Below are 19,054 nucleotides of genomic sequence, written 5' to 3'. Positions count from 1 at the left end.
TCATGAACCTGACACAACGATGTTCGTGTTGTTTTTCAGTCACATGTATCGCGACGGGCCGGGCGTTTCGGGCGACGAGCGGGTGGGAACCGGATCGCGGGCAGCACCCGTCCCGGGCGGCCGGCGCACGCCGGGGCGCGTTGCCTTTGCCATGTGCGATCGCGGCCCCTATATGCGCAGGCGCCATGGCCGACACCACATTGATGAGCATTCCGGGGCAGGTTGACCCCGTTCCCGTCGCGCGCGACATAACCCCGCGTGCCGACGGGCGCGTGGACCTGATCGGATTGCCGCGCCCGCGCATCGCCGAACTGTTCGCAGAGGCCGGGCTGGACCCGCGCCAGGCGAAACTGCGCGCGAAGCAGGTCTATCACTGGCTCTATCACCGCGGCGCGACCTCTTTCGAGGCGATGACCGACATCGCCAAGGCTATGCGCCCGTGGCTGGCCGAACGCTTCGTGATCGGGCGGCCCGACGTGGTCGAGGCGCAGCATTCCAGCGACGGCACGCGCAAGTGGCTGCTCAGCACCGCCGACGGGCACGAGTTCGAAATGGTCTTCATCCCCGATGCGGACCGCGGGACGCTGTGCGTGTCCAGCCAGGTCGGCTGCACCCTGAACTGCCGGTTCTGCCACACCGGTACGATGCGCCTGGTGCGCAACCTCACCCCCGGGGAAATCGTCGGCCAGGTCATGCTCGCCCGCGATGCGCTGGGCGAATGGCCGCGGGGCCGGATGGACGTCGCCGAAGTCGAGGACGAGGCCGAATATACTGCCGACGGGCGCCTGCTGACCAATATCGTGATGATGGGCATGGGCGAACCGCTCTATAACTTCGACAATGTCCGCGATGCGCTGCGCCTCGTGATGGACGGCGACGGGCTGGCGCTGTCGAAGCGCCGCATCACCCTGTCCACCAGCGGCGTCGTGTCGATGATGGCGCGGTGCGGGGAGGAGATCGGCGTCAACCTGGCCGTTTCGCTCCACGCCGTGACGAAGGACGTGCGCGACGAGATCGTGCCGCTCAACCGCAAGTACGGGATCGAGGAACTGCTGGCCGCCTGCGCGGCCTATCCGGGGGCGTCCAATGCCCGCCGGATCACCTTCGAATACGTGATGCTGAAGGACAAGAACGACAGCGACGAGGACGCGCGCGAGCTGGTCCGCCTGCTCCGCAAGTTCGACCTGCCGGCCAAGGTGAACCTGATCCCGTTCAACCCCTGGCCCGGCGCGCCCTACGAATGTTCCAGCCCGGAACGGATTCGCCGTTTCTCCGACATCGTGTTCGAAGCGGGGATTTCCGCCCCGGTCCGCACCCCGCGCGGGCGCGACATCGACGCGGCCTGCGGCCAGCTGAAGACGACCGCGCAGAAGATGAGCCGGGCCCAGCGCGACCGCGAGGCGCAGGCCGCGGCCGGGCGCGAGGCGGCCGAGGCCGCGCCCTCCCCGGCGGCCGCGCCGTGATGCCCGCGCCGGTGCCAGGACTTCCCTTGCCCCCGCATCGCGACTAGTGTTGCAGGGCCTGCAAGGGGAGCGAATTCGACCATGCAAATCGTAAGAACCGTCGTCTGGGTGCTGCTGCTGGCCGCGCTGCTGGTGTTCTCGGCGTTCAACTGGACGCCGGTAGAGGTCAAGATCTGGCAGGGGATGGTCCTCGAAACCAAGATCCCTGCCCTCGTGATCGTCTCGTTCCTCCTCGGCCTCCTGCCCATGTGGCTGCTTCACCAGGGCTCGAAATGGCGGCTGAACCGCCGGATCAGCTCGCTCGAGACCGCCCATCGCACGGCCGTGGCGAACGCCGCCGCCGCGCCGCCGCCCGCCGCGCGCGAGAGCCGCGACACGCCGGCGGCCACGGCGGCAGGCGGCGACGTGCCGGCCGCCGACAGGGGGGGTCCGGGCAAGCCACCGCTATGAGCAACCCGGTCTATCTCGCCCTCGACCTGCCGCAGCTCGACGCGGCGAAGGCCCTCGCGCAGAAGGCGCGCGCCCATATCGGCGGGGTCAAGCTGGGGCTGGAGTTCTTCTGTGCCCACGGGCACCACGGCGTTCACGAGATCGCGCACCTCGGGCTGCCGATCTTCCTCGACCTGAAGCTGCACGACATCCCCAACACGGTCGCCGGGGCGATGCAGGCGATCCACGTGCTGGAACCGGCCATCGTCACCGTCCATGCCAGCGGCGGGCGGGCCATGATGGAAGATGCCAAGGCCGCCGCGGCCAACGGCACCCGGGTCGTGGCCGTGACGATGCTGACCAGCATGGACGAGCGGGACCTGCAGCAGACGGGCGTCGCCGGCAAGGCGCACGACCAGGTCCTGCGGCTGGCCGAACTGGCGCAGACCGCGGGGCTCGACGGTATCGTCTGCTCGGGCCAGGAAGTCGGCGCGGTCCACCGCCAGTGGAAGGACGGGTTCTTCGTCGTCCCCGGCCTGCGCATGGCAGGCCACGGCGTCGGCGACCAGAAGCGGGTCGTCACCCCGCGCCAGGCCCGCGACGACGGGGCCAGCGTGCTCGTGGTCGGGCGCCCGATCAGCCGCGCCGACGATCCCGCCGCCGCCGCGCGCGCGATCGAGGCCACGCTCTAGCCTGCAATGCCCGCGGTGCAGATCAAGATTTGCGGGCTGACCACCCGCGCGGCGCTGGACGCCGCGATCGAGGCGCGGGCCGACTATTGCGGGTTCGTGTTCTACCCGCCTTCGCCCCGCACGCTCGGCACGGCGGCCGCGCACGAGCTGGCGGCCCATGCCGGCACGCGGATCGGCAAGGTCGGCCTGTTCGTGGATCCCGACGATGCCCTCCTGGCCGAAAGCGTGGCCGCGGGCTCGCTCGACGTCATCCAGCTTCACGGCAGCGAAAGCCCTGCGCGCGCGGCGGATATCCGCGCGCGCTTCGGCCTGCCGGTGTGGAAAGCCGTCGCGGTCGCCGCCGCCGGCGATGTCGCGCGGGCCGACGCCTATGGCGGGGCGGCCGACCTGGTCCTGTTCGATGCCCGCACGCCGCGCGGCGCGCTGCCCGGCGGGATGGGGCTGAAATTCGACTGGTCGCTGCTCGCGGCCTATCGCGGCACCCTGCCCTGGGGCCTGGCGGGCGGGCTGGCGCCGGGCAACGTGGGCGCGGCGATCGCGGCCACGGGCGCGCGGCTGGTCGATACTTCCTCCGGCGTGGAAAGCGCGCCGGGTGCGAAGGACCCGGACCTGGTCCGTGCCTTCTGCGCCGCCGCGCGGGCGGCCTAGCGCCTCCGCGGCCGCTCCGGCGCGCAAAAAAGGGGCGAGCCGCGCGCGGATCGCCCCTCTCGTGCCGGACGCGGCGATATCAGAAGCTGTAACCCAGCCCCACGACCGCGGTGTTCACATCGACGAAATCGCTGAAGAAGTGGCGATATTCGGCCTTGAGGTAGAGATTGGTCCCCACCGCGTGCTGGTAGCCGGCGCCGAGGTGCGGAACGTCTTCGCCCTCGCCGAACGTGTAGCCGCCGGCGGCATAGAGCTTGCCATTGGCGCCCAGGCGGGTGCCGACGCGCGCGCTGGCGCCCCAGACCACCTCGGCCCCGTCGACCAGGACCTTGTCCGCCGAACCCTCGATGCCGAGGAAGGCGGTATCGCCGAGATCGAAGTCGTAGCCGGCAGCAATGCCGGCGACGGCTTCCTCGACCCCTTCGGCCCAGGCGATGCCGCCGCGGGCCTCGACCCGCGCCTCGTTGGCCTGTGCCGGGACGGCCAGCGCGGCAGCGGCCGCGCCGAGAACGATTGCGAACTTGCGCATTTCTTTCTTTCCTCACAATCGCCGCCGGGCCATTCCCGGCGGGAGGCGGCGGATTGGCGCTGGAATCCTGTATCGCGGATGTACCGTCGACGAACGACCCCGGCCGGTCGAGCAGAGTCACCAGAAGCGGCGATCCGGATCGACGAGCGACTTCGGGTGGACAGCATCGCGGGCCTGTGACAAGCGGCGGGCACGATGAACCACGGCAAATCCGATCCCGCGTCGCCGCCCGCGAACAGCTATCGCCAGATGCCCGATTCGCGGGGGCACTTCGGCGACTACGGCGGCCGCTATGTCGCCGAGACGCTGATGCCGCTCGTGCTCGAGCTGGAGCGCGAATATCGCAAGGCCCAGGCCGATCCGGCCTTCCAGCGCGAGTTCGACGACCTGCTCGACCATTACGTCGGCCGCCCGTCCCCGCTCTATCACGCCGAACGGCTGAGCGAGGCGCTGGGCGGCGCGCAAGTGTGGTTCAAGCGCGACGAGCTCAATCACACCGGCGCGCACAAGATCAACAATTGCATCGGGCAGATCCTGCTCGCGATCCGCATGGGCAAGACGCGCATCATCGCGGAAACCGGCGCGGGTCAGCACGGCGTGGCCACGGCCACGGTCTGCGCGCGCTTCGGCCTGCCGTGCGTGATCTACATGGGCGCCGAAGACGTGCAGCGGCAGTCTCCCAATGTCTTCCGCATGAAGCTGCTCGGTGCCGAAGTCGTGCCGGTGACCAGCGGTCGCGGGACGCTGAAGGACGCGATGAACGAGGGGCTGCGCGACTGGGTCGCCAACGTCCACGACACGTTCTACATCATCGGCACCGCCGCCGGGCCGCATCCCTATCCCGAGCTGGTGCGCGATTTCCAGAGCGTGATCGGCAAGGAAGCGCGGGCGCAGATGCAGGACCGCATCGGCCGCCTGCCCGACCTGCTGGTGGCCGCGATCGGCGGCGGATCGAACGCGCTGGGCCTGTTCCATCCCTTCCTCGACGATCCGGACGTGAAGATGCTCGGCGTCGAGGCGGCGGGCCATGGCCTGGACGGCGACGAACACGCCGCCTCGCTGCTCGGCGGTTTCCCCGGCGTGCTCCACGGCAACAAGACGTATCTGCTGCAGGACGAGGACGGCCAGATCACCGAAGGCCACTCGATCAGCGCCGGGCTCGACTATCCCGGGATCGGCCCCGAGCACGCCTGGCTGAAAGACACGGGGCGCGTCGAATATACCGCGATCACCGACGAGGAGGCGCTCGAGGCCTTCCAGCTCCTTTGCCGGACCGAGGGCATTATCCCCGCGCTCGAACCGAGCCACGCCATCGCAGCGGTGGCCAAGCGCGCGAAGGACATGCCGAAGGACAGCGTGATACTCGCGAACCTGTGCGGACGCGGCGACAAGGATATCTTCACCGTGGCGGAGCGGCTGGGAGTGGAGATATAGCTATGGATACATTTGGGCTAGAAGCTCTTATTCCGTTTGCAGTAATAATCGGCCTAGCTCTCTTGGTCATTTACGTCGTTCATGTCGTTAATGGTTACACGACCCCAACGTCGTTCAGTCATTCAGTCAGGCGTACTGCCGCGGGTGTAGGAAGTGCTGGCGGTGGCTGGATAGTATCAAAACTAGTCCTTGGCGGAACGGGTTCACTAGGTGGTTGGGAGTTCTTGATTGCCCTCTGTGGTGTTGGTGCAGCGCTTCTTATCGTTGATCTTGTAGTTCTAACCCGCAACGGACGTCGATCCCCGGAATGACCCGCCTCTCCAACGCCTTTGCCAAGCCTCACCCCGCGCTCGTCACGTTCATCACCGCTGGCGATGGCGACACCGCGGCCAATCTCGACGCGCTGGTCGAAGGCGGCGCGGACGTGATCGAGCTGGGGATGCCGTTTACCGATCCGATGGCCGACGGTCCCGCGATCCAGCAGGCGAATATCCGTTCGCTCGGCAACGGGACGACGACCGCCGCTGTCCTGCGCATCGCGACCGAGTTCCGCCAGCGCCACGCGCAAGTGCCGCTGGTGCTGATGGGCTATGCCAACCCGATGGTCCGGCGCGGGCCGGAGTGGTTCGCCACCGCCGCCAGCGACGCGGGTGTGGACGGCGTGATCTGCGTCGATGTCCCGCCCGAGGAGGATGACGCGCTCGGCCCCGCGCTGCGCGATGCGGGCATCGCGCCGATCCGCCTCGCCACCCCGACCACCGACGACAAGCGCCTGCCTGCCGTGGTCGAGGGGAGCGAGGGCTTCCTCTACTACGTCGCGGTCGCGGGTATCACCGGAATGCAGCAGGCGGCGATCGAATCGATCGAGGCCAATGTCGCCCGCATCAAGGGCGCCACCGAGATCCCCGTCGCGGTGGGCTTCGGCGTGCGCACGCCGGAGCAGGCCGGCGCGATCGCGCGGGTCGCCGATGGCGTCGTCGTCGGATCTGCACTGGTGGAGCTCGTCGCCGAACACGGCAACGACGCTCCCGGGCGGCTGCGCGAACTCACCGCCGCGCTGGCAGGTGCCGTGCGCGGCGCGCGATAACGCGCGGCCCCCGCCGCGTGCGGGGACGACGATGCTTTGAGGTTTCGTTCAGGACGACTATAGGCCCTGCCCATGAACTGGTTCACCCGCGTACGAAATTCGCTGCCCTTCGTGGCCAAGCGCTCGACCGAGGAAACGCTGTGGGTCAAGTGCCCCGGCTGTTCCGAGATGCTGTTCACCCGCGAGTACGAGGAAAACTTGCGGGTCTGCCCGCGCTGCGGTCACCACGGCCGGATCGGGGCCGACGAGCGGCTGCGGCAGTTGCTCGACGAAGGCTACGAAGTGCTGCCCCAGCCCGAAGTCGCGGAAGACCCGCTGAAGTTCCGCGATTCGAAGAAATATACCGACCGGCTGAAGCAGGCGCGGGCGAAGAACCCGCATCGCGACGCCTTCACCGTGGGTTCGGGCGCGATCGAAGGGCACCCGGCGGTCGTCGGCGTGCAGGATTTCGGCTTCATGGGCGGCAGCATGGGCATGGCCGTGGGCACGGCCTTCTGCCAGGGGGCCGAGCGCGCCCTGACGCGCAAGTGCGCCTATATCGTGGCCACCGCCGCCGGCGGCGCGCGGATGCAGGAAGGTATCCTGTCGCTGATGCAGATGCCCAAGGCGACCGTGATGACGCGGCGCCTGAAGGAAGCCGGGCTGCCCTATATCGTGCTGCTCACCGATCCCACGACCGGCGGCGTGACGGCCAGCTACGCCATGCTGGGCGACGTTCATATCGCCGAGCCGGGCGCCCTGATCGGCTTTGCCGGCCAGCGCGTGATCCAGGACACGATCCGCGAGAAGCTGCCCGAGGGGTTCCAGCGCGCCGAGTACCTGCACAAGCACGGCATGGTGGACATGGTGGTCGGGCGGCACGAGCTGCGGGGCACGCTGGCGAGCCTGCTCGACTATCTCCAGCCAAGGGCGGCGGCCTAGTGATTTCCCCCGAGAGGGGGAGCGGATGAGGGATTTCGGCAGTTCCGCCGACCCAGCGGTGCAGGCCCAGCTCGACCGTCTCGCGGCGCTCAGCGTGCCGCAGGGCCGCCTCGGCCTCGACACGATCCGCGCGCTTCTCGCACGGCTGGGCGATCCGCACCTGGCCCTGCCGCCGGTATTCCACGTCGCGGGGACGAACGGCAAGGGATCGACATGCGCCTTCCTGCGCGCGATGCTGGAGGCGCAGGGCCTGCGGGTCCACGCCACCACCAGCCCCCATCTCGTGCGCTACAACGAACGGATCCGGATCGCCGGCTCGCTGATCGCCGATGCGCGGCTGGCGGCGCTGCTGTGCGAGGTGCTCGACGCGGGCGAGGACCTGCGGCCGAGCTTCTTCGAAGTGACGATCGCCGCCGCCTTCACCGCGTTCGCCCGCGTCGCTGCCGATGCCTGCGTGATCGAGGTCGGCCTGGGCGGACGGTTCGATGCCACCAACGTCGTCCCCCGCCCCGCCGCCTGCGGCATCGCCGCGCTCGGGATCGACCATGAACGCTTCCTCCTCGCGCCCGAGGAAGGCACCCCCGCCCTGCCGCTCGCCCGGATCGCGTTCGAGAAGTCCGGTATCGCCAAGCCCGGGTCGCCGCTGGTGACGCAGGCTTACCCCGGCGAAGCGGTAGAGGAAGTGGAACGCGCCGCGCAGCGCACCGGCGCCGTGCTGGCCATGCGCGGTCGCCACTGGCAGGCAGGCGCCGACGACGGCGCCCTGCGGTATTCGGACGAGGCGGGGTCGCTCGACCTGCCGCTGCCCGCCCTGCCCGGCCCCCACCAGCCGGAAAATGCCGCGCTCGCGGTGGCCATGTTGCGGCACCAGGGCGCGGTGCCGGTATCGCCCGAGGCGATGGCGCAGGGCATTCGCGCGGCGACCTGGCCCGCGCGGCTGCAGCGCCTCGCCGCGGGCCCGCTGGCCGGCGAGCGCGAGGTCTGGCTGGACGGCGGACACAATCCCAGCGCAGGTGCGATCCTGGCGCGGCATTTCGCGGGCCGGCGGCTGCACCTCGTGCTCGGCATGATCGAGGGGAAGGACCCCGCGGCCCTGACCGGCCCGCTGCAAGGCAGCATCGCCAGCCTCACCGTCGTGCCGGTTCCCGGCCACGATCACCACCCGGCAGAAGCCTTCGGCGCCCGGGCCCGGGCCGCGCGCGACGTGCCGGCGGCGCTCGACGCGCTGCCCGCCGACGGCCTGCCGGTCCTTGTCGCGGGTTCACTCTACCTCGCGGGCGAGGTCCTGCGCCTGAACGGCGAGCGGCCGGACTAGCCGGCGCGCGGCGACATCATTCGGCCGGCTGCGCCGCCTGGCCCGCCTCGGGCGCGATCACCCCGGCCGCATCCTTCATCCGGCTCTGGCGCCACCATTCGAAACACACGAGCACCGCCGCGCCCAGCCCGATCCAGGTCGTGAGGATGAAGACGTCGAAATAGCCCTGTTCCTCGATCATCTCGCCCAGCGCGCCGCGCCCGAGCGTTCCGACCAGCAGGGTCAGCGATGACAGGAGCGCATATTGCACGGCGCTGAACTTCTTCGACACGATCGAGGAAAGCCAGGCGACATAGGCCGCCCCGGCAATGCCGATCGCGAGATTTTCGAATGCGACGGTGATCGTCAGCTTGGCCAGCGCGGCATCGCCGATCCCCGGCACCTGTTCGATCAGGTAGGTAAAGCCGACCGCGTCGCTGAAGGCCTGCATGTTGTGCCCGCCGATCGCCATGTCGGCATAGAGCAGGTTGGTCAGCGCGGCGAGGACGCCGCCGATCAGCAGGGTCGCCATCCGGCCCAGCGCCGTGAGCATCAGCCCGCCGAGCGCCAGCCCGGCGATGATCGCCCCCACGCCGAAGAACTTCGAAGCGAAGGCCACATCGTCGTTCGTATAGGCCAGTTCGCCGAGGTAGAAGGGATAGGCGAAGGTGCCCCAGATCGCGTCGCAGATGCGATAGGTCAGCACCACGGCAAGGATCAGAACCAGCGACCAGCCCATCCGGCCGACGAATTCGACCAGCGGCAGCACGAGCGCGCGATAGAGGTGGTCGAGGACATAGGCCCCGCCGCGCGCCGGCGCCTCGTCGGCCGCCAGCAGGTGTTCGCCGCGATTCTTCTTCGACGCGAGCCAGCCCGCGATCAGCGCCGGCAGGATGATCGTGGCGACGATGATCCACGGCCCGATGTTGAGCGTGAACTCGGTCGGGTTCGGCCGGTCTTCCGGCGCATAGGTCATCGACATCACCATGAAGGCGAGCACGATGCCGATCGCCGCGGCCCAGAGCAGGGCGACGAGCGCCAGCGCACGGTTGCGGACCGCCGGCGCCAGTTCGCCCGCCCGGCGAAGCGCGCGCACCTGCCGTTCGCTCTCGGTCACGACATCGGCGGCATTTTCGCCCGAATTGGGCGCCCAGAGCCCGATGAAGCCCACCCCGAGCAGGATCGCCCCCATCAGGGCATAGGTTTCCGGCCAGCCGATCCGCGCCGCGATGATCAGGCCCAGCGCCCCGCCCACGAGCGAGGACAGGCGATAGCCCATCTGGTAGACGGTGGAGAGGATGTCGATCGTCGCGCGCTCGTCCGCCACGTCGATCCGCCAGGCGTTGATCGCGATGTCCTGCGTGGCGCTGGCGAAAGCGCCGATCCCGGCGAGCAGGCTGAACCAGCCGAGCTGCGTGCGCGGTTCGAGCAGACTCATCGTGACGAGGATCGCGCCGAGCGCCAGCTGCATCGGCACGATCCACTGCTTGCGCCGCCCCAGCCGCCGTAGCAGCGGTATGTTGACCTTGTCGATCAGCGGCGACCACAGGAACTGGAACGCATAGGCGAGCCCGATCAGCGAGAAGATGCCCATCGTCTCGAGATCGACCTCGGCCTCGGTCAGCCAGGCGAACAGCGTCCCTAGGAACAGCGCGAAGGGCAGCCCGCTGGCGAAGCCGAACAGGAGCATGAAGGCGGTCTTGCGGTCGCCCAGCGCCATGCCGAGCGCGCGCCAGGCGGAGATCTTCTTCTTGTTCCCTGCCACCGCGGCCATTCCCTAACGTCCTTCCGTTCAACCCGAATTTTTGCGACACTAGCGCCGGGAAAGGGCCAGGAACAGGCACCATGACAACTATCGACACCAAACACCCCGCACGCCGCCCGACCGACGGAATGCTGGCGCTCGCCCGGGCGATCGCCGGCGGGGAAACGCGCGCCGAACCGGGCGTCGCCCGGGTCCCGGCGAGCGTCTATACCGATGCCGGGCATTTCCAGCGGGAGAAGAGCGCGATCTACGATCGCCTGCCGCAGATCCTCGCGCCGTCGGCGCTGCTGCCCGATGCGGGCATGGCGGTGCCGCACGATGCCACCGGCCGGCCGCTGCTGATAACCCGCGACGGCGAAGGCAAGGCGCACGTGTTCCTGAACGTCTGCCGCCACCGCGGGACGCGACTGGTCGAAGGGACGGAGCCGCTGTGCCAGAAGCGGCTCGTGTGCCCCTACCACGCGTGGACTTACGCGGTGGACGGCCGGCTGCTCGCCCTGCCCCGTCCCGATACTTTCCCCGGTCTCGACAAGGGGGCGATGGGGCTGGTGGAGCTGCCCAGCCGCGAGACCGGCGGGCTGATCTGGTTCTGCCCGCAGGAGGAAACCGCCGATTTCACCGACGCGGAAAAGCTGGGGGAGGATTTCGACGCGCTGGGCATGGGCGACCACGTCCTGTTTCGCCGCAAGACCCACGAGGTGGCGGCGAACTGGAAGCTCATCATGGATGCCTTCCTCGAAAGCTATCACGTCACCAGGCTCCACGCCCAGACGATCGGGCCGTTCTTCAAGGACGGTGTGACATCGGGCGACATGGTCGGGCCGCATGCCCGCTCCGCCGTCGGCCGGCTGGAGGAGATGGAGGACGTCGACCTGACCGACATGGCCGCGCTGCGCCGCGTGGTCACGTTCGCCTACCAGCTGATTCCCGGCGCGCTGATCATTCCCAGCCCGGACTACGTCAACGTGATGACGATGATGCCGCAGGCCCACGATCGCACGCTGGTGGAAGACTTCATGCTCATCCCCGAACATCCCGCGACCGACAAGGCGCGCGATCACTGGGAACGCAGCTGGGCCCTGCTCGACGGGGGCGTTTTCGCCAGCGAGGATTTCCGCGCCGCCGAACTGGGGCAGCAGGGGCTGGCGACCGGCGCGGTGCCCGAACTCACGCTCGGGACGCTCGAAGGCGGCATCCGGCGGTTCCACGAAACGGTGGAGGAGGCGTTGCGCGCGGCCAATTGAGCGCGTAGGCGCGCCGCATGGCACAGGACCAGAAACCCGAAGGCGAACGCATCGCCAAGCTCCTTGCGCGCGCGGGGGTCGCCAGCCGGCGCGAGGTCGAACGGATGATCGCCGATGGCCGGGTGTCGCTGCACGGCAAGGTGCTGGAAACGCCGGCCACGATCATTCCCAGCCTGCGCGGGGTTTCGGTCGATGGAAAACCGGTCGGCAAGGCCGATCGCACCCGCCTGTTCGCGTTTCACAAGCCGACCGGCCTGATTACCGCGGAGCGCGATCCGCGCGGGCGACCGACGATCTACGCCGCGCTGCGCAACGCCCTGCCCCGGGACGCCGGGCGGGTCATGCCGGTGGGACGGCTCGACCTCAATACCGAGGGGCTGCTGCTGCTGACCAACGACGGGGAACTGAAACGGGCGATGGAACTGCCGGCCAGCGGCATCCCGCGCACCTATCGCGCCCGCACCTTCGGCGAGATTACCCAGGACCGGCTGGAAAGCCTGATCGAGGGGATCACCATCGACGGCGTGCGCTATGGCCGGATCGATGCCAACATGGAACGGCGAACCGGCCGCAACCAGTGGATCGAGCTGGCGATCACCGAGGGCAAGAACCGCGAGATCCGGCGTGTCCTGGAACATCTCGGGCTGCAGGTCAGCCGGCTGATCCGCACCGGTTACGGCCCCTTCGCGATCGGGGACCTGCCCCGCGGCCAGGCGGTCGAGATCCCCAAGCAGCAGGTCGAGCGTTTCCGCAGCGGCCTGAAACGCCGATGAGGATCATCGCCGGCGAATGGCGCGGCCGCCGGCTGGTTGCGCCGAAGGGCGGCGAAACCCGCCCCACTGCCGACCGGACCCGCGAAACCCTGTTCTCGATGCTGGCCAGCCGGCTGGGCGATTTTGCCGAACTGCAGGTGGCGGACCTCTTCGCCGGGTCCGGCGCGCTGGGGCTGGAGGCCCTGTCGCGCGGGGCCGGCCACTGCCTCTTCGTCGAGCAGGACGAGGCCGCGCTCAAGGCCATCCGCGCCAATATCGCTGAACTGGGCGCGCGCGGACGAAGCACGGTGCGCCCGGGATCGGTCCTGTCGCTCGGCCCGGCCGAGAGGGCGCCGGACCTGCTCCTCCTCGATCCGCCCTATGACACCGGGGCTGGTAGCGTGGCGCTCGACCGGATGCTGCGGCTGGGCTGGATCGGCGATGCCACCTGGATCGCGGTGGAAACGGGCGCGAAGGAAACGGTCGCGGTCAAGGGCCTGGCCGTGGAGGCCGAACGCAAAGTCGGCAAGGCGAAGCTGACTTTGCTCCGCCTCGCCGACCCGGGGTGACGGCGCGGAACCGGGCGTTACCGGTCCGCGCCGTTCTGTTCCTTACATTGGGGTTTCGCCGGCCCCGTCGTCATCGGGTGTTCCGGCGACCGTGCCGCCGGCGACCTGCGCCTCGATCTGCGCCCATGCCCGGTTCTGCTGTTCCGCCGGGAGCCCGGCCAGCGTGACCTTGTCGCTGTCCGCCAGGCGCCAGAACAGCTCCTGGCGATCGCCGGTGAGCGACCAGAAATAGGCCTGCGTCTCGGCCGGCCAGGCATCGAACTGCGCCTGCTGGGCGGGCGGCCAGGCGTCGTACTGCGCCTGCTGATCGGCCGTCAGCGTCGCCTCGGCACCCACTTCGGCCGTCGCGCCGGGAGGCATCGGGCCGGCGGGCGCATCCTGGGCGAGCGCGGGGGCAGACGCGATCGCCAGCACGGCGACGGCGGGGAGGACATTTCTGATACGCATTGCGATTCTCCTTCGATTGCCGAATGACGAACGCGAACTGCTCCTGGCCTTTCGGTCCCCTGGCCGGGATTACCCCGAGCGTGGGGAGCGCGGCGGGAGGGGGCAAGCCGGGCCCCGGCCCCGCCATCGCCCGCGGCGCACGGGCTGGCGGCAAATGTGTCGAAAACAGGGCAGGACGTCAGAGACAGGTGTCATTGGCCTGCCAAAGGCGCCGTCGCGCGCGCGAGAACAGCCGACGCGCCCTGGCGAGCCAATCCCCATTTGCTCCACCGCGCACCCGCGTTCCTGCGAAAGCAGGAACCCACCCAACCCCGCCCGCGGCGCCTCCACCACCCCGCGGCTCATCCCAGACATGCGAAGGGCGAGCCCGGTTGCCCGGCCTCGCCCTCGTCGCCCGGCCGCGGCGGGCCGGGGTCGGTCAGTCTCAGTCGTTCGGCCTCTGCGCCGGCAGCGGACCGTCGATCTCGCTCGCCGGGCGGCCCGGCCAGTAGTCGAGCGGCACGTTGCCGTAGCTCTTGCCCGCTTCGCGCGGGTTGATGCAGTTGTCCTGGATCTGCGCGCCGCAGACCGGGTATTCCTCCGCCGGCGGCGGGGCGTCCTGGACCATCGTGCTCTGCACGAAGCGCATGTTGCCGCTGGCCGACGCGGCGGCGGCGGTGTTCGCGGACGGGTTGCGCGTGGCGGTCGTGCCGCCCATCTGCGCCGCGATCTGCGCCCAGGCCGTGCTGCGCTGCTGCGGCGTCATCGCGTAGACCCGCGCGCGCTGGTCGTCGGTCAGCGCCCACCAGCCGCGCTGCTGGGCCGGCGTCAGGCTCCAGAAATAGACCTGCAGGTCCGGCGACCATGCATCGTAGGCCGCGCGGCGATCGGCAGGCCAGGCGTCATAGGCCGCCTGCTGGTTCGCATCCATCTCGACCGTCGTTTCCACTTCGGCGTCGGCGGCCACGTCCTGCGCACTCGCGGCGGCGGGAAGTGCAAGGGCAAGGGCGGCGGCCGTGCCGGCCAGTATCGTCTTCTGCATCGGAGCTTCCTCCTACTGTTCGTGTACACCCCACATACGCCGCAGCCGGGGGCCAGTTCCGCCCTGCCCCTTGCGCGTGGGGCGGCCGTTCTCTAGTTGTTCACGCGATCATGCCCCCATCCCCGCTTGCCCCCGAACACGCCGACGACGGCGAAATTCCCCTTTACGCAGCGCGACTTAACGCGCCCCAGCGGGAAGCCGTGCTGACCACGGAAGGGCCCGTGCTGATGCTAGCGGGGGCCGGCACGGGCAAGACCGCGGCGCTTACCGCGCGCCTTGCACATCTCGTCGCGACGAGGCGCGCCTGGCCGAGCGAGATCCTCTGCGTCACCTTCACCAACAAGGCCGCGCGTGAAATGCGCGAGCGCGTGGCCCACCACCTGGGCGAAGCCGTCGAGGGGATGCCCTGGCTCGGCACGTTCCATTCGATCGGCGCGAAGATGCTGCGCCGCCATGCCGAGCTGGTGGGCCTGCAATCGAACTACACGATCATCGACACCGACGACCAGTTGCGCCTGCTCAAGCAGTTGATCGCGGACAACGACCTCGATGAAAAGCGCTGGCCCGCGCGCCAGCTCGCCGGCCTGATCGACCGGTGGAAGAACAAGGGGCTGAACCCCGAGGATCTCGACGCGGTGGAGAACGAGGGTTACGCCAACGGCCGCGGGCAGCAGTTCTATCGCCTCTACCAGGACCGGCTGAAAGCGCTGAACGCCTGCGACTTCGGCGACCTGCTGCTGCACATGCTCAACGTCTTCCGGCGCGAACGCGACGTGCTCGCCCATTACCAGCAGCGCTTCAAGTATATCCTGGTGGACGAGTACCAGGATACCAACCAGGTCCAGTACCTGTGGCTGCGCCTTCTCGCGCAGGAGCGCAAGAACATCTGCGTCGTGGGCGACGACGACCAGTCGATCTATTCCTGGCGCGGGGCCGAAGTCGCCAATATCCTGCGCTTCGAGAAGGATTTTCCGGGCGCCCACGTCGTCCGGCTGGAACAGAACTATCGCTCCACCCCGCATATCCTCGGGGCCGCCTCGGGCCTGATCGATGCCAATAGCCAGCGGCTGGGCAAGAGCCTGTGGACCGAGGTGGACGGCGGCGACAAGGTCCGCGTGATCGGCGTGTGGGACGCGCCCGAGGAAGCGCGCCGCGTGGGGGAAGAGATCGAGCGGCTGGAGCGCGAAGGCGCCCCGCTCGACCGTATCGCGATCCTCGTCAGGGCCCAGTACCAGACGCGCGAGTTCGAAGACCGCTTCATCCAGATCGGCCTGAACTACCGCATCGTCGGCGGTTTCCGGTTCTACGAGCGGGCGGAGATCCGCGACGCACTGGCCTATCTGCGGGTCATCGCCCAGCCGCAGGACGATCTCGCCTTCGAACGGATCTACAACCAGCCCAAACGCGGGCTCGGCGCCAAGACGCTGGAAAAGATGCACCAGCACGCGCGCCGCACGGGCCTGCCGCTGGCCGCGGCAACGCTGCAACTGGCCGACAGCGACGAATTGCCGGCCCGCGCGGCGAACACGATCGGCGGGCTGATGCGCCAGTTCCTCGCCTGGCGCGAACAGGCGGAGAAAGCGACCCCGGCCGAGCTTCTGCGCACCGTGCTGGAGGAAACCGGCTACAACGCCATGCTCCAGGCCGAGAAGACCGCCGAGGCATCGGGCCGGCTGGAGAACCTGTCCGAACTCGCCCGCGCGATGGAGGAATACGAGACGCTGGGCGACTTCCTCGAACACGTCAGCCTCGTGATGGACAACGAGGCCGGCGACGACAGCGAGAAAGTCACCATCATGACGATCCACGCGGCCAAGGGGCTGGAGTTCGACAATGTCTTCCTGCCCGGCTGGGAAGAGGGGGTCTTTCCCTCGCAGCGCGCGCTCGACGAAGGCGGCCTCGCCAGCCTGGAGGAGGAACGCCGGCTGGCCTATGTCGCGATCACCCGCGCCCGGCGGCGCTGCACGATCCTGCACGCGGCCAACCGGCGGATCTACGGCCAGTGGACCAGCAGCATACCGAGCCGTTTCGTTGGCGAGTTGCCGGCCGACCATGTGGAGGAGGAAACGACGCTGACCGGGGGCGCATCGCTATGGCGCGCGGGCATGAGCGAGCGCGAAGACCCGTTCGCCCACGTCGCGACGAGCCGGCCCGAGCGCTCGGGCAGCCGCGGCCCCGGCTGGCAGCGGGCGCTTTCGACCGGTTACGACGCGACGCCGCGGCGGGTGCGCGAAACCACCCGCAGCGCCGCCAGCTTCGCCGCCAAGCCGCGCACCGACGTGACGGTCGGCCAGCGCGTGTTCCACGACAAGTTCGGCTATGGCACGGTGACGGGGCAGGAAGGCAACCGGCTCGAAATCGCGTTCGAACAGGCCGGGACGAAACGGGTCATCGACAGCTTCGTCACGCTCGCCTGACCGGCCGCCCCCGGTCCGCGCCGGCTAAGCCGGTTACTTCCTGCCGAAGAAGTTGCTGGCGAAGCCGGCGATATCGTCGAACGGGTTGCCGTCACCGTCCTGGTCGAGGATCTGCGCGAACTTGGCCAGCGACCCCTCGCCGCCGATCTGTTCCACGACCTGCTGCAGCACGCCGGCATCGAGGCCGGTCTTCTGCGCGGCGAGACCGACAGTGTCGCCTTCCTCGTGGTGGGCCTCCCCCAGCGCGGCGATCGCGCGTTCGGCCTGGGCCGCGTCGATGCCGAGCTTGTCGGCCATGTTCTTCACGGTCGGATGGTTCTGCGCCGCACCGAGCAACTGATCGAAAAGAGCCACTGTCATTCTCCTGCGCGTTGTTGCCGGGCGACTGTAACCGCGCGCGCCGCAAACCAAAAGGCGCGAATCCGCGCCCCGCGGTCACGACCGCCCCGCCGGGGCGGCCCGATACGAAAAGGCCCCCGCTCCGGTTTCCCGGGCGGGGGCTCTCCTCTCCAACCGTAAAGGCCTGGCGCGGCGGCGGCGTCAGGCGGCGACCGGGGTGCTGGGCGCGGCATCGCGCACGCCCTGGTCGACATGATCGGCAAACGGCGCGAAGTTGTCGATGAACAACTGCACCAGCTTTCTCGCGGTGCGATCGTACTCTTCCTTGTCGGCCCATGTCGAGCGCGGATCGAGGATCGCGTCATCGACGCCCGGCACGCTGACCGGCACGTCGAAGCCGAAGTTCGGATCGCGGCGGAACTCGGCATCGCCCAGCGTCCCGTCGAGCGCGGCGTTGAGCAGCGCGCGCGTGGCCTTGATCGGCATGCGCTGGCCCACGCCGTACTTGCCGCCCGTCCAGCCGGTGTTGACCAGCCAGCACTGCGCGCCGCCTTCGGAAATCCGCTTCTTCAGCAGGTTGCCGTAAACGCTCGGGTGGCGGGGCATGAAAGGCGCGCCGAAGCAGGTGCTGAACGTCGCCTCCGGCTCGGTCACGCCGATTTCCGTGCCGGCGACTTTCGCGGTGTAGCCCGACAGGAAGTGATACATCGCCTGTTCGGGCGTCAGGCGCGCGATCGGCGGCAGGACGCCGAAGGCATCGGCGGTCAGCATGATGACGTTCGACGGCGGCGGGCCGAGGTTCTCTTCCGAGGTATTGGGGATCGAGCTGAGCGGATAGGCCCCGCGGGTGTTCTCGGCCAGGGTATTGTCGTCGAGATCGATCTCGCCGTTTTCGTCCATCACGACGTTTTCGAGCACCGTGCCTTCCATCCGCGTCGTGGCGTAGATCTCGGGCTCGGCCTCGGGATCGAGGCGGATCATCTTGGCGTAGCAGCCGCCTTCGAAGTTGAAGACCGCAGTGTCCGACCAGCCGTGCTCGTCGTCGCCGATCAGCGTCCGGCTGGCATCGGCGGACAGTGTGGTCTTGCCGGTGCCCGAAAGGCCGAAGAACACCGCGCTCTTGCCGTCCGGCCCGATATTTGCGCTGCAGTGCATCGGCATGACCCCCTTGGTCGGGAGGAGATAGTTGAGCACGCCGAACACGCTCTTCTTCATCTCGCCGGCATATTTCGTGCCGCCGATCAGGATCAGTTTCTCGCTCAGGTTGACGGCGATCACGGTCTCGCTGCGGCAGCCGTGCCGCTCCGGGTCCGCCCGGAAGCTGGGAAGGTCGATGATCGTGTACTCGGGCACGAAGCCATCGAGCTCGGCCTCGGTCGGGCGGACGAGCAGGGTCCGGATGAACTGGTTGTGCCACGCCAGTTCGTTGATGACGCGCACGTTGACCCGGTATTCCGGCTGCGAACCGCCGAACAGGTCGGCGACGTAGAGCGTTTCCCTGTCTGCCACGGCGGCGAGGAAATCGGCCTTGAGCGCGGCGAAATGCTCGCTCGTCATCGAGGCATTGTTGTCCCACCACACGGTGTCTTCGGTTTCCGAATCGCGCACGATGAACTTGTCCTTCGCGCTGCGGCCGGTGTGCTTGCCGGTTTCGACCACCAGCGGGCCGTGCTTCGCCCGGCGGCCCTCGCCGTTTGCCAGGGCGTGTTCGGTCAGTTCGGCCGATGACAGGTTGGCGTGGATCTTCGCCCGGGTCTCGATATTCTGGGCAGAAAGCGGGTGGGACAGCGAGGTGCTCACTCTGATCTCCTGGTCGCGCCGGGTGGCGGCCCGTGGAAGGCGCCCCGGCGAGTCGTTCGCATACGAATGCACGGAATGTCCGCAAGCGCATAATCGCGCGCTGCGCCCGCGTCAAACGCCGCCGTCGTTCGCCCGCGTTGTCTCGCGCCGCGGATACGGCTAACCGTCGCAGCCACGTGCTCGCAACACCCTGACGACGGAGG

Annotated in this window: 18 protein-coding genes; 12 read left to right on the top strand and 6 right to left on the bottom strand. The window is 68.8% G+C overall.

Translation table 11 applies throughout. From position 1 onward, the window contains the following. Positions 1–185: 185 nt before the first annotated feature. The 4 genes from rlmN (at position 186) to T8T98_RS04790 (ending at position 3,232) form a co-directional block, all read left to right on the top strand. Entirely contained in the window at positions 186–1,463 is a 1,278-nt protein-coding gene (gene rlmN / locus T8T98_RS04805) for a 23S rRNA (adenine(2503)-C(2))-methyltransferase RlmN (RefSeq protein ID WP_251105918.1), read from the top strand. Positions 1,464–1,544: 81 nt separating this feature from the next. Beyond that, positions 1,545–1,913, top strand: a complete 369-nt coding sequence (locus T8T98_RS04800) for a DUF1049 domain-containing protein (protein ID WP_322295860.1) — start codon at positions 1,545–1,547, stop codon at positions 1,911–1,913. Then, complete coding sequence (gene pyrF / locus T8T98_RS04795) at positions 1,910–2,584, top strand: orotidine-5'-phosphate decarboxylase (protein WP_160732470.1); 675 nt, start codon at positions 1,910–1,912, stop codon at positions 2,582–2,584. The genes T8T98_RS04800 and pyrF overlap by 4 nt, the downstream gene beginning before the upstream one ends. A gap of 6 nt (positions 2,585–2,590) precedes the next feature. Continuing rightward, a complete protein-coding gene (locus T8T98_RS04790; protein ID WP_160732469.1) occupies positions 2,591–3,232 on the top strand; it encodes a phosphoribosylanthranilate isomerase in 642 nt (213 codons plus the stop codon). Positions 3,233–3,311: 79 nt separating this feature from the next. On the opposite strand, the gene T8T98_RS04785 is transcribed toward T8T98_RS04790, so the two are convergent. Then, positions 3,312–3,761 (bottom strand): outer membrane protein, encoded by a 450-nt coding sequence (locus T8T98_RS04785; protein WP_251105920.1) that lies wholly within the window; start codon positions 3,759–3,761, stop codon positions 3,312–3,314. Between the two features lie 195 nt (positions 3,762–3,956). On the opposite strand from T8T98_RS04785, the gene trpB reads away from it, so the two are divergent. From trpB to T8T98_RS04765, 4 genes are all read left to right on the top strand, one after another. Beyond that, positions 3,957–5,195, top strand: coding sequence for a tryptophan synthase subunit beta (gene trpB, locus T8T98_RS04780; RefSeq protein WP_251105921.1), 1,239 nt, complete (start codon positions 3,957–3,959; stop codon positions 5,193–5,195). A 307-nt stretch (positions 5,196–5,502) separates the two neighbouring features. Then, complete coding sequence (trpA, locus tag T8T98_RS04775; protein WP_251105922.1) at positions 5,503–6,282, top strand: tryptophan synthase subunit alpha; 780 nt, start codon at positions 5,503–5,505, stop codon at positions 6,280–6,282. 72 nt (positions 6,283–6,354) lie between these two features. Continuing rightward, positions 6,355–7,203 carry an acetyl-CoA carboxylase, carboxyltransferase subunit beta gene (accD, locus tag T8T98_RS04770; protein WP_251105923.1) on the top strand — a complete coding sequence of 283 codons (849 nt, stop codon included), beginning with the start codon at positions 6,355–6,357 and terminating at the stop codon, positions 7,201–7,203. A gap of 25 nt (positions 7,204–7,228) precedes the next feature. Next, positions 7,229–8,518: a bifunctional folylpolyglutamate synthase/dihydrofolate synthase gene (locus tag T8T98_RS04765; protein ID WP_251105924.1), complete on the top strand. Its 1,290-nt coding sequence runs from the start codon at positions 7,229–7,231 to the stop codon at positions 8,516–8,518. 16 nt (positions 8,519–8,534) lie between these two features. Here the strand turns inward: T8T98_RS04765 and T8T98_RS04760 are convergent, their stop codons facing one another. Further along, positions 8,535–10,271, bottom strand: a complete 1,737-nt coding sequence (locus T8T98_RS04760) for an AmpG family muropeptide MFS transporter (RefSeq protein ID WP_160732463.1) — start codon at positions 10,269–10,271, stop codon at positions 8,535–8,537. A 71-nt stretch (positions 10,272–10,342) separates the two neighbouring features. Here T8T98_RS04760 and T8T98_RS04755 point away from each other — a divergent pair, with 71 nt between their 5' ends. From T8T98_RS04755 to rsmD, 3 genes are read left to right on the top strand one after another with little or no spacing between them, the layout of a single operon-like run. Beyond that, complete coding sequence (locus tag T8T98_RS04755; protein ID WP_251105925.1) at positions 10,343–11,506, top strand: aromatic ring-hydroxylating oxygenase subunit alpha; 1,164 nt, start codon at positions 10,343–10,345, stop codon at positions 11,504–11,506. Positions 11,507–11,523: 17 nt separating this feature from the next. After that, complete coding sequence (locus tag T8T98_RS04750; protein WP_251105926.1) at positions 11,524–12,279, top strand: pseudouridine synthase; 756 nt, start codon at positions 11,524–11,526, stop codon at positions 12,277–12,279. Beyond that, positions 12,276–12,827, top strand: coding sequence for a 16S rRNA (guanine(966)-N(2))-methyltransferase RsmD (gene rsmD / locus T8T98_RS04745; protein ID WP_251105927.1), 552 nt, complete (start codon positions 12,276–12,278; stop codon positions 12,825–12,827). The genes T8T98_RS04750 and rsmD overlap by 4 nt, the downstream gene beginning before the upstream one ends. Before the next feature lie 42 nt (positions 12,828–12,869). Here the strand turns inward: rsmD and T8T98_RS04740 are convergent, their stop codons facing one another. Both T8T98_RS04740 and T8T98_RS04735 read right to left on the bottom strand, forming a co-directional pair. Beyond that, positions 12,870–13,274 (bottom strand): hypothetical protein, encoded by a 405-nt coding sequence (locus T8T98_RS04740; protein WP_251105928.1) that lies wholly within the window; start codon positions 13,272–13,274, stop codon positions 12,870–12,872. A gap of 424 nt (positions 13,275–13,698) precedes the next feature. Further along, positions 13,699–14,295: a hypothetical protein gene (locus T8T98_RS04735; protein WP_251105929.1), complete on the bottom strand. Its 597-nt coding sequence runs from the start codon at positions 14,293–14,295 to the stop codon at positions 13,699–13,701. 110 nt (positions 14,296–14,405) lie between these two features. On the opposite strand from T8T98_RS04735, the gene T8T98_RS04730 reads away from it, so the two are divergent. Further along, positions 14,406–16,712: an ATP-dependent helicase gene (locus T8T98_RS04730; protein WP_407675089.1), complete on the top strand. Its 2,307-nt coding sequence runs from the start codon at positions 14,406–14,408 to the stop codon at positions 16,710–16,712. Between the two features lie 33 nt (positions 16,713–16,745). Here the strand turns inward: T8T98_RS04730 and T8T98_RS04725 are convergent, their stop codons facing one another. Together T8T98_RS04725 and T8T98_RS04720 are read right to left on the bottom strand one after the other, a co-directional pair. After that, positions 16,746–17,072, bottom strand: a complete 327-nt coding sequence (locus tag T8T98_RS04725) for a hypothetical protein (RefSeq protein ID WP_202388884.1) — start codon at positions 17,070–17,072, stop codon at positions 16,746–16,748. Positions 17,073–17,252: 180 nt separating this feature from the next. Further along, a complete protein-coding gene (locus T8T98_RS04720; protein WP_160732455.1) occupies positions 17,253–18,851 on the bottom strand; it encodes a phosphoenolpyruvate carboxykinase in 1,599 nt (532 codons plus the stop codon). Positions 18,852–19,054 lie beyond the last annotated feature (203 nt).

This window comes from Pelagerythrobacter marinus, assembly GCF_034375205.1.
GTDB lineage: Bacteria > Pseudomonadota > Alphaproteobacteria > Sphingomonadales > Sphingomonadaceae > Pelagerythrobacter > Pelagerythrobacter marinus.
Note: the sequence above shows the minus strand (reverse complement) of the source record. Positions and strands in the feature narration are given on the sequence as shown.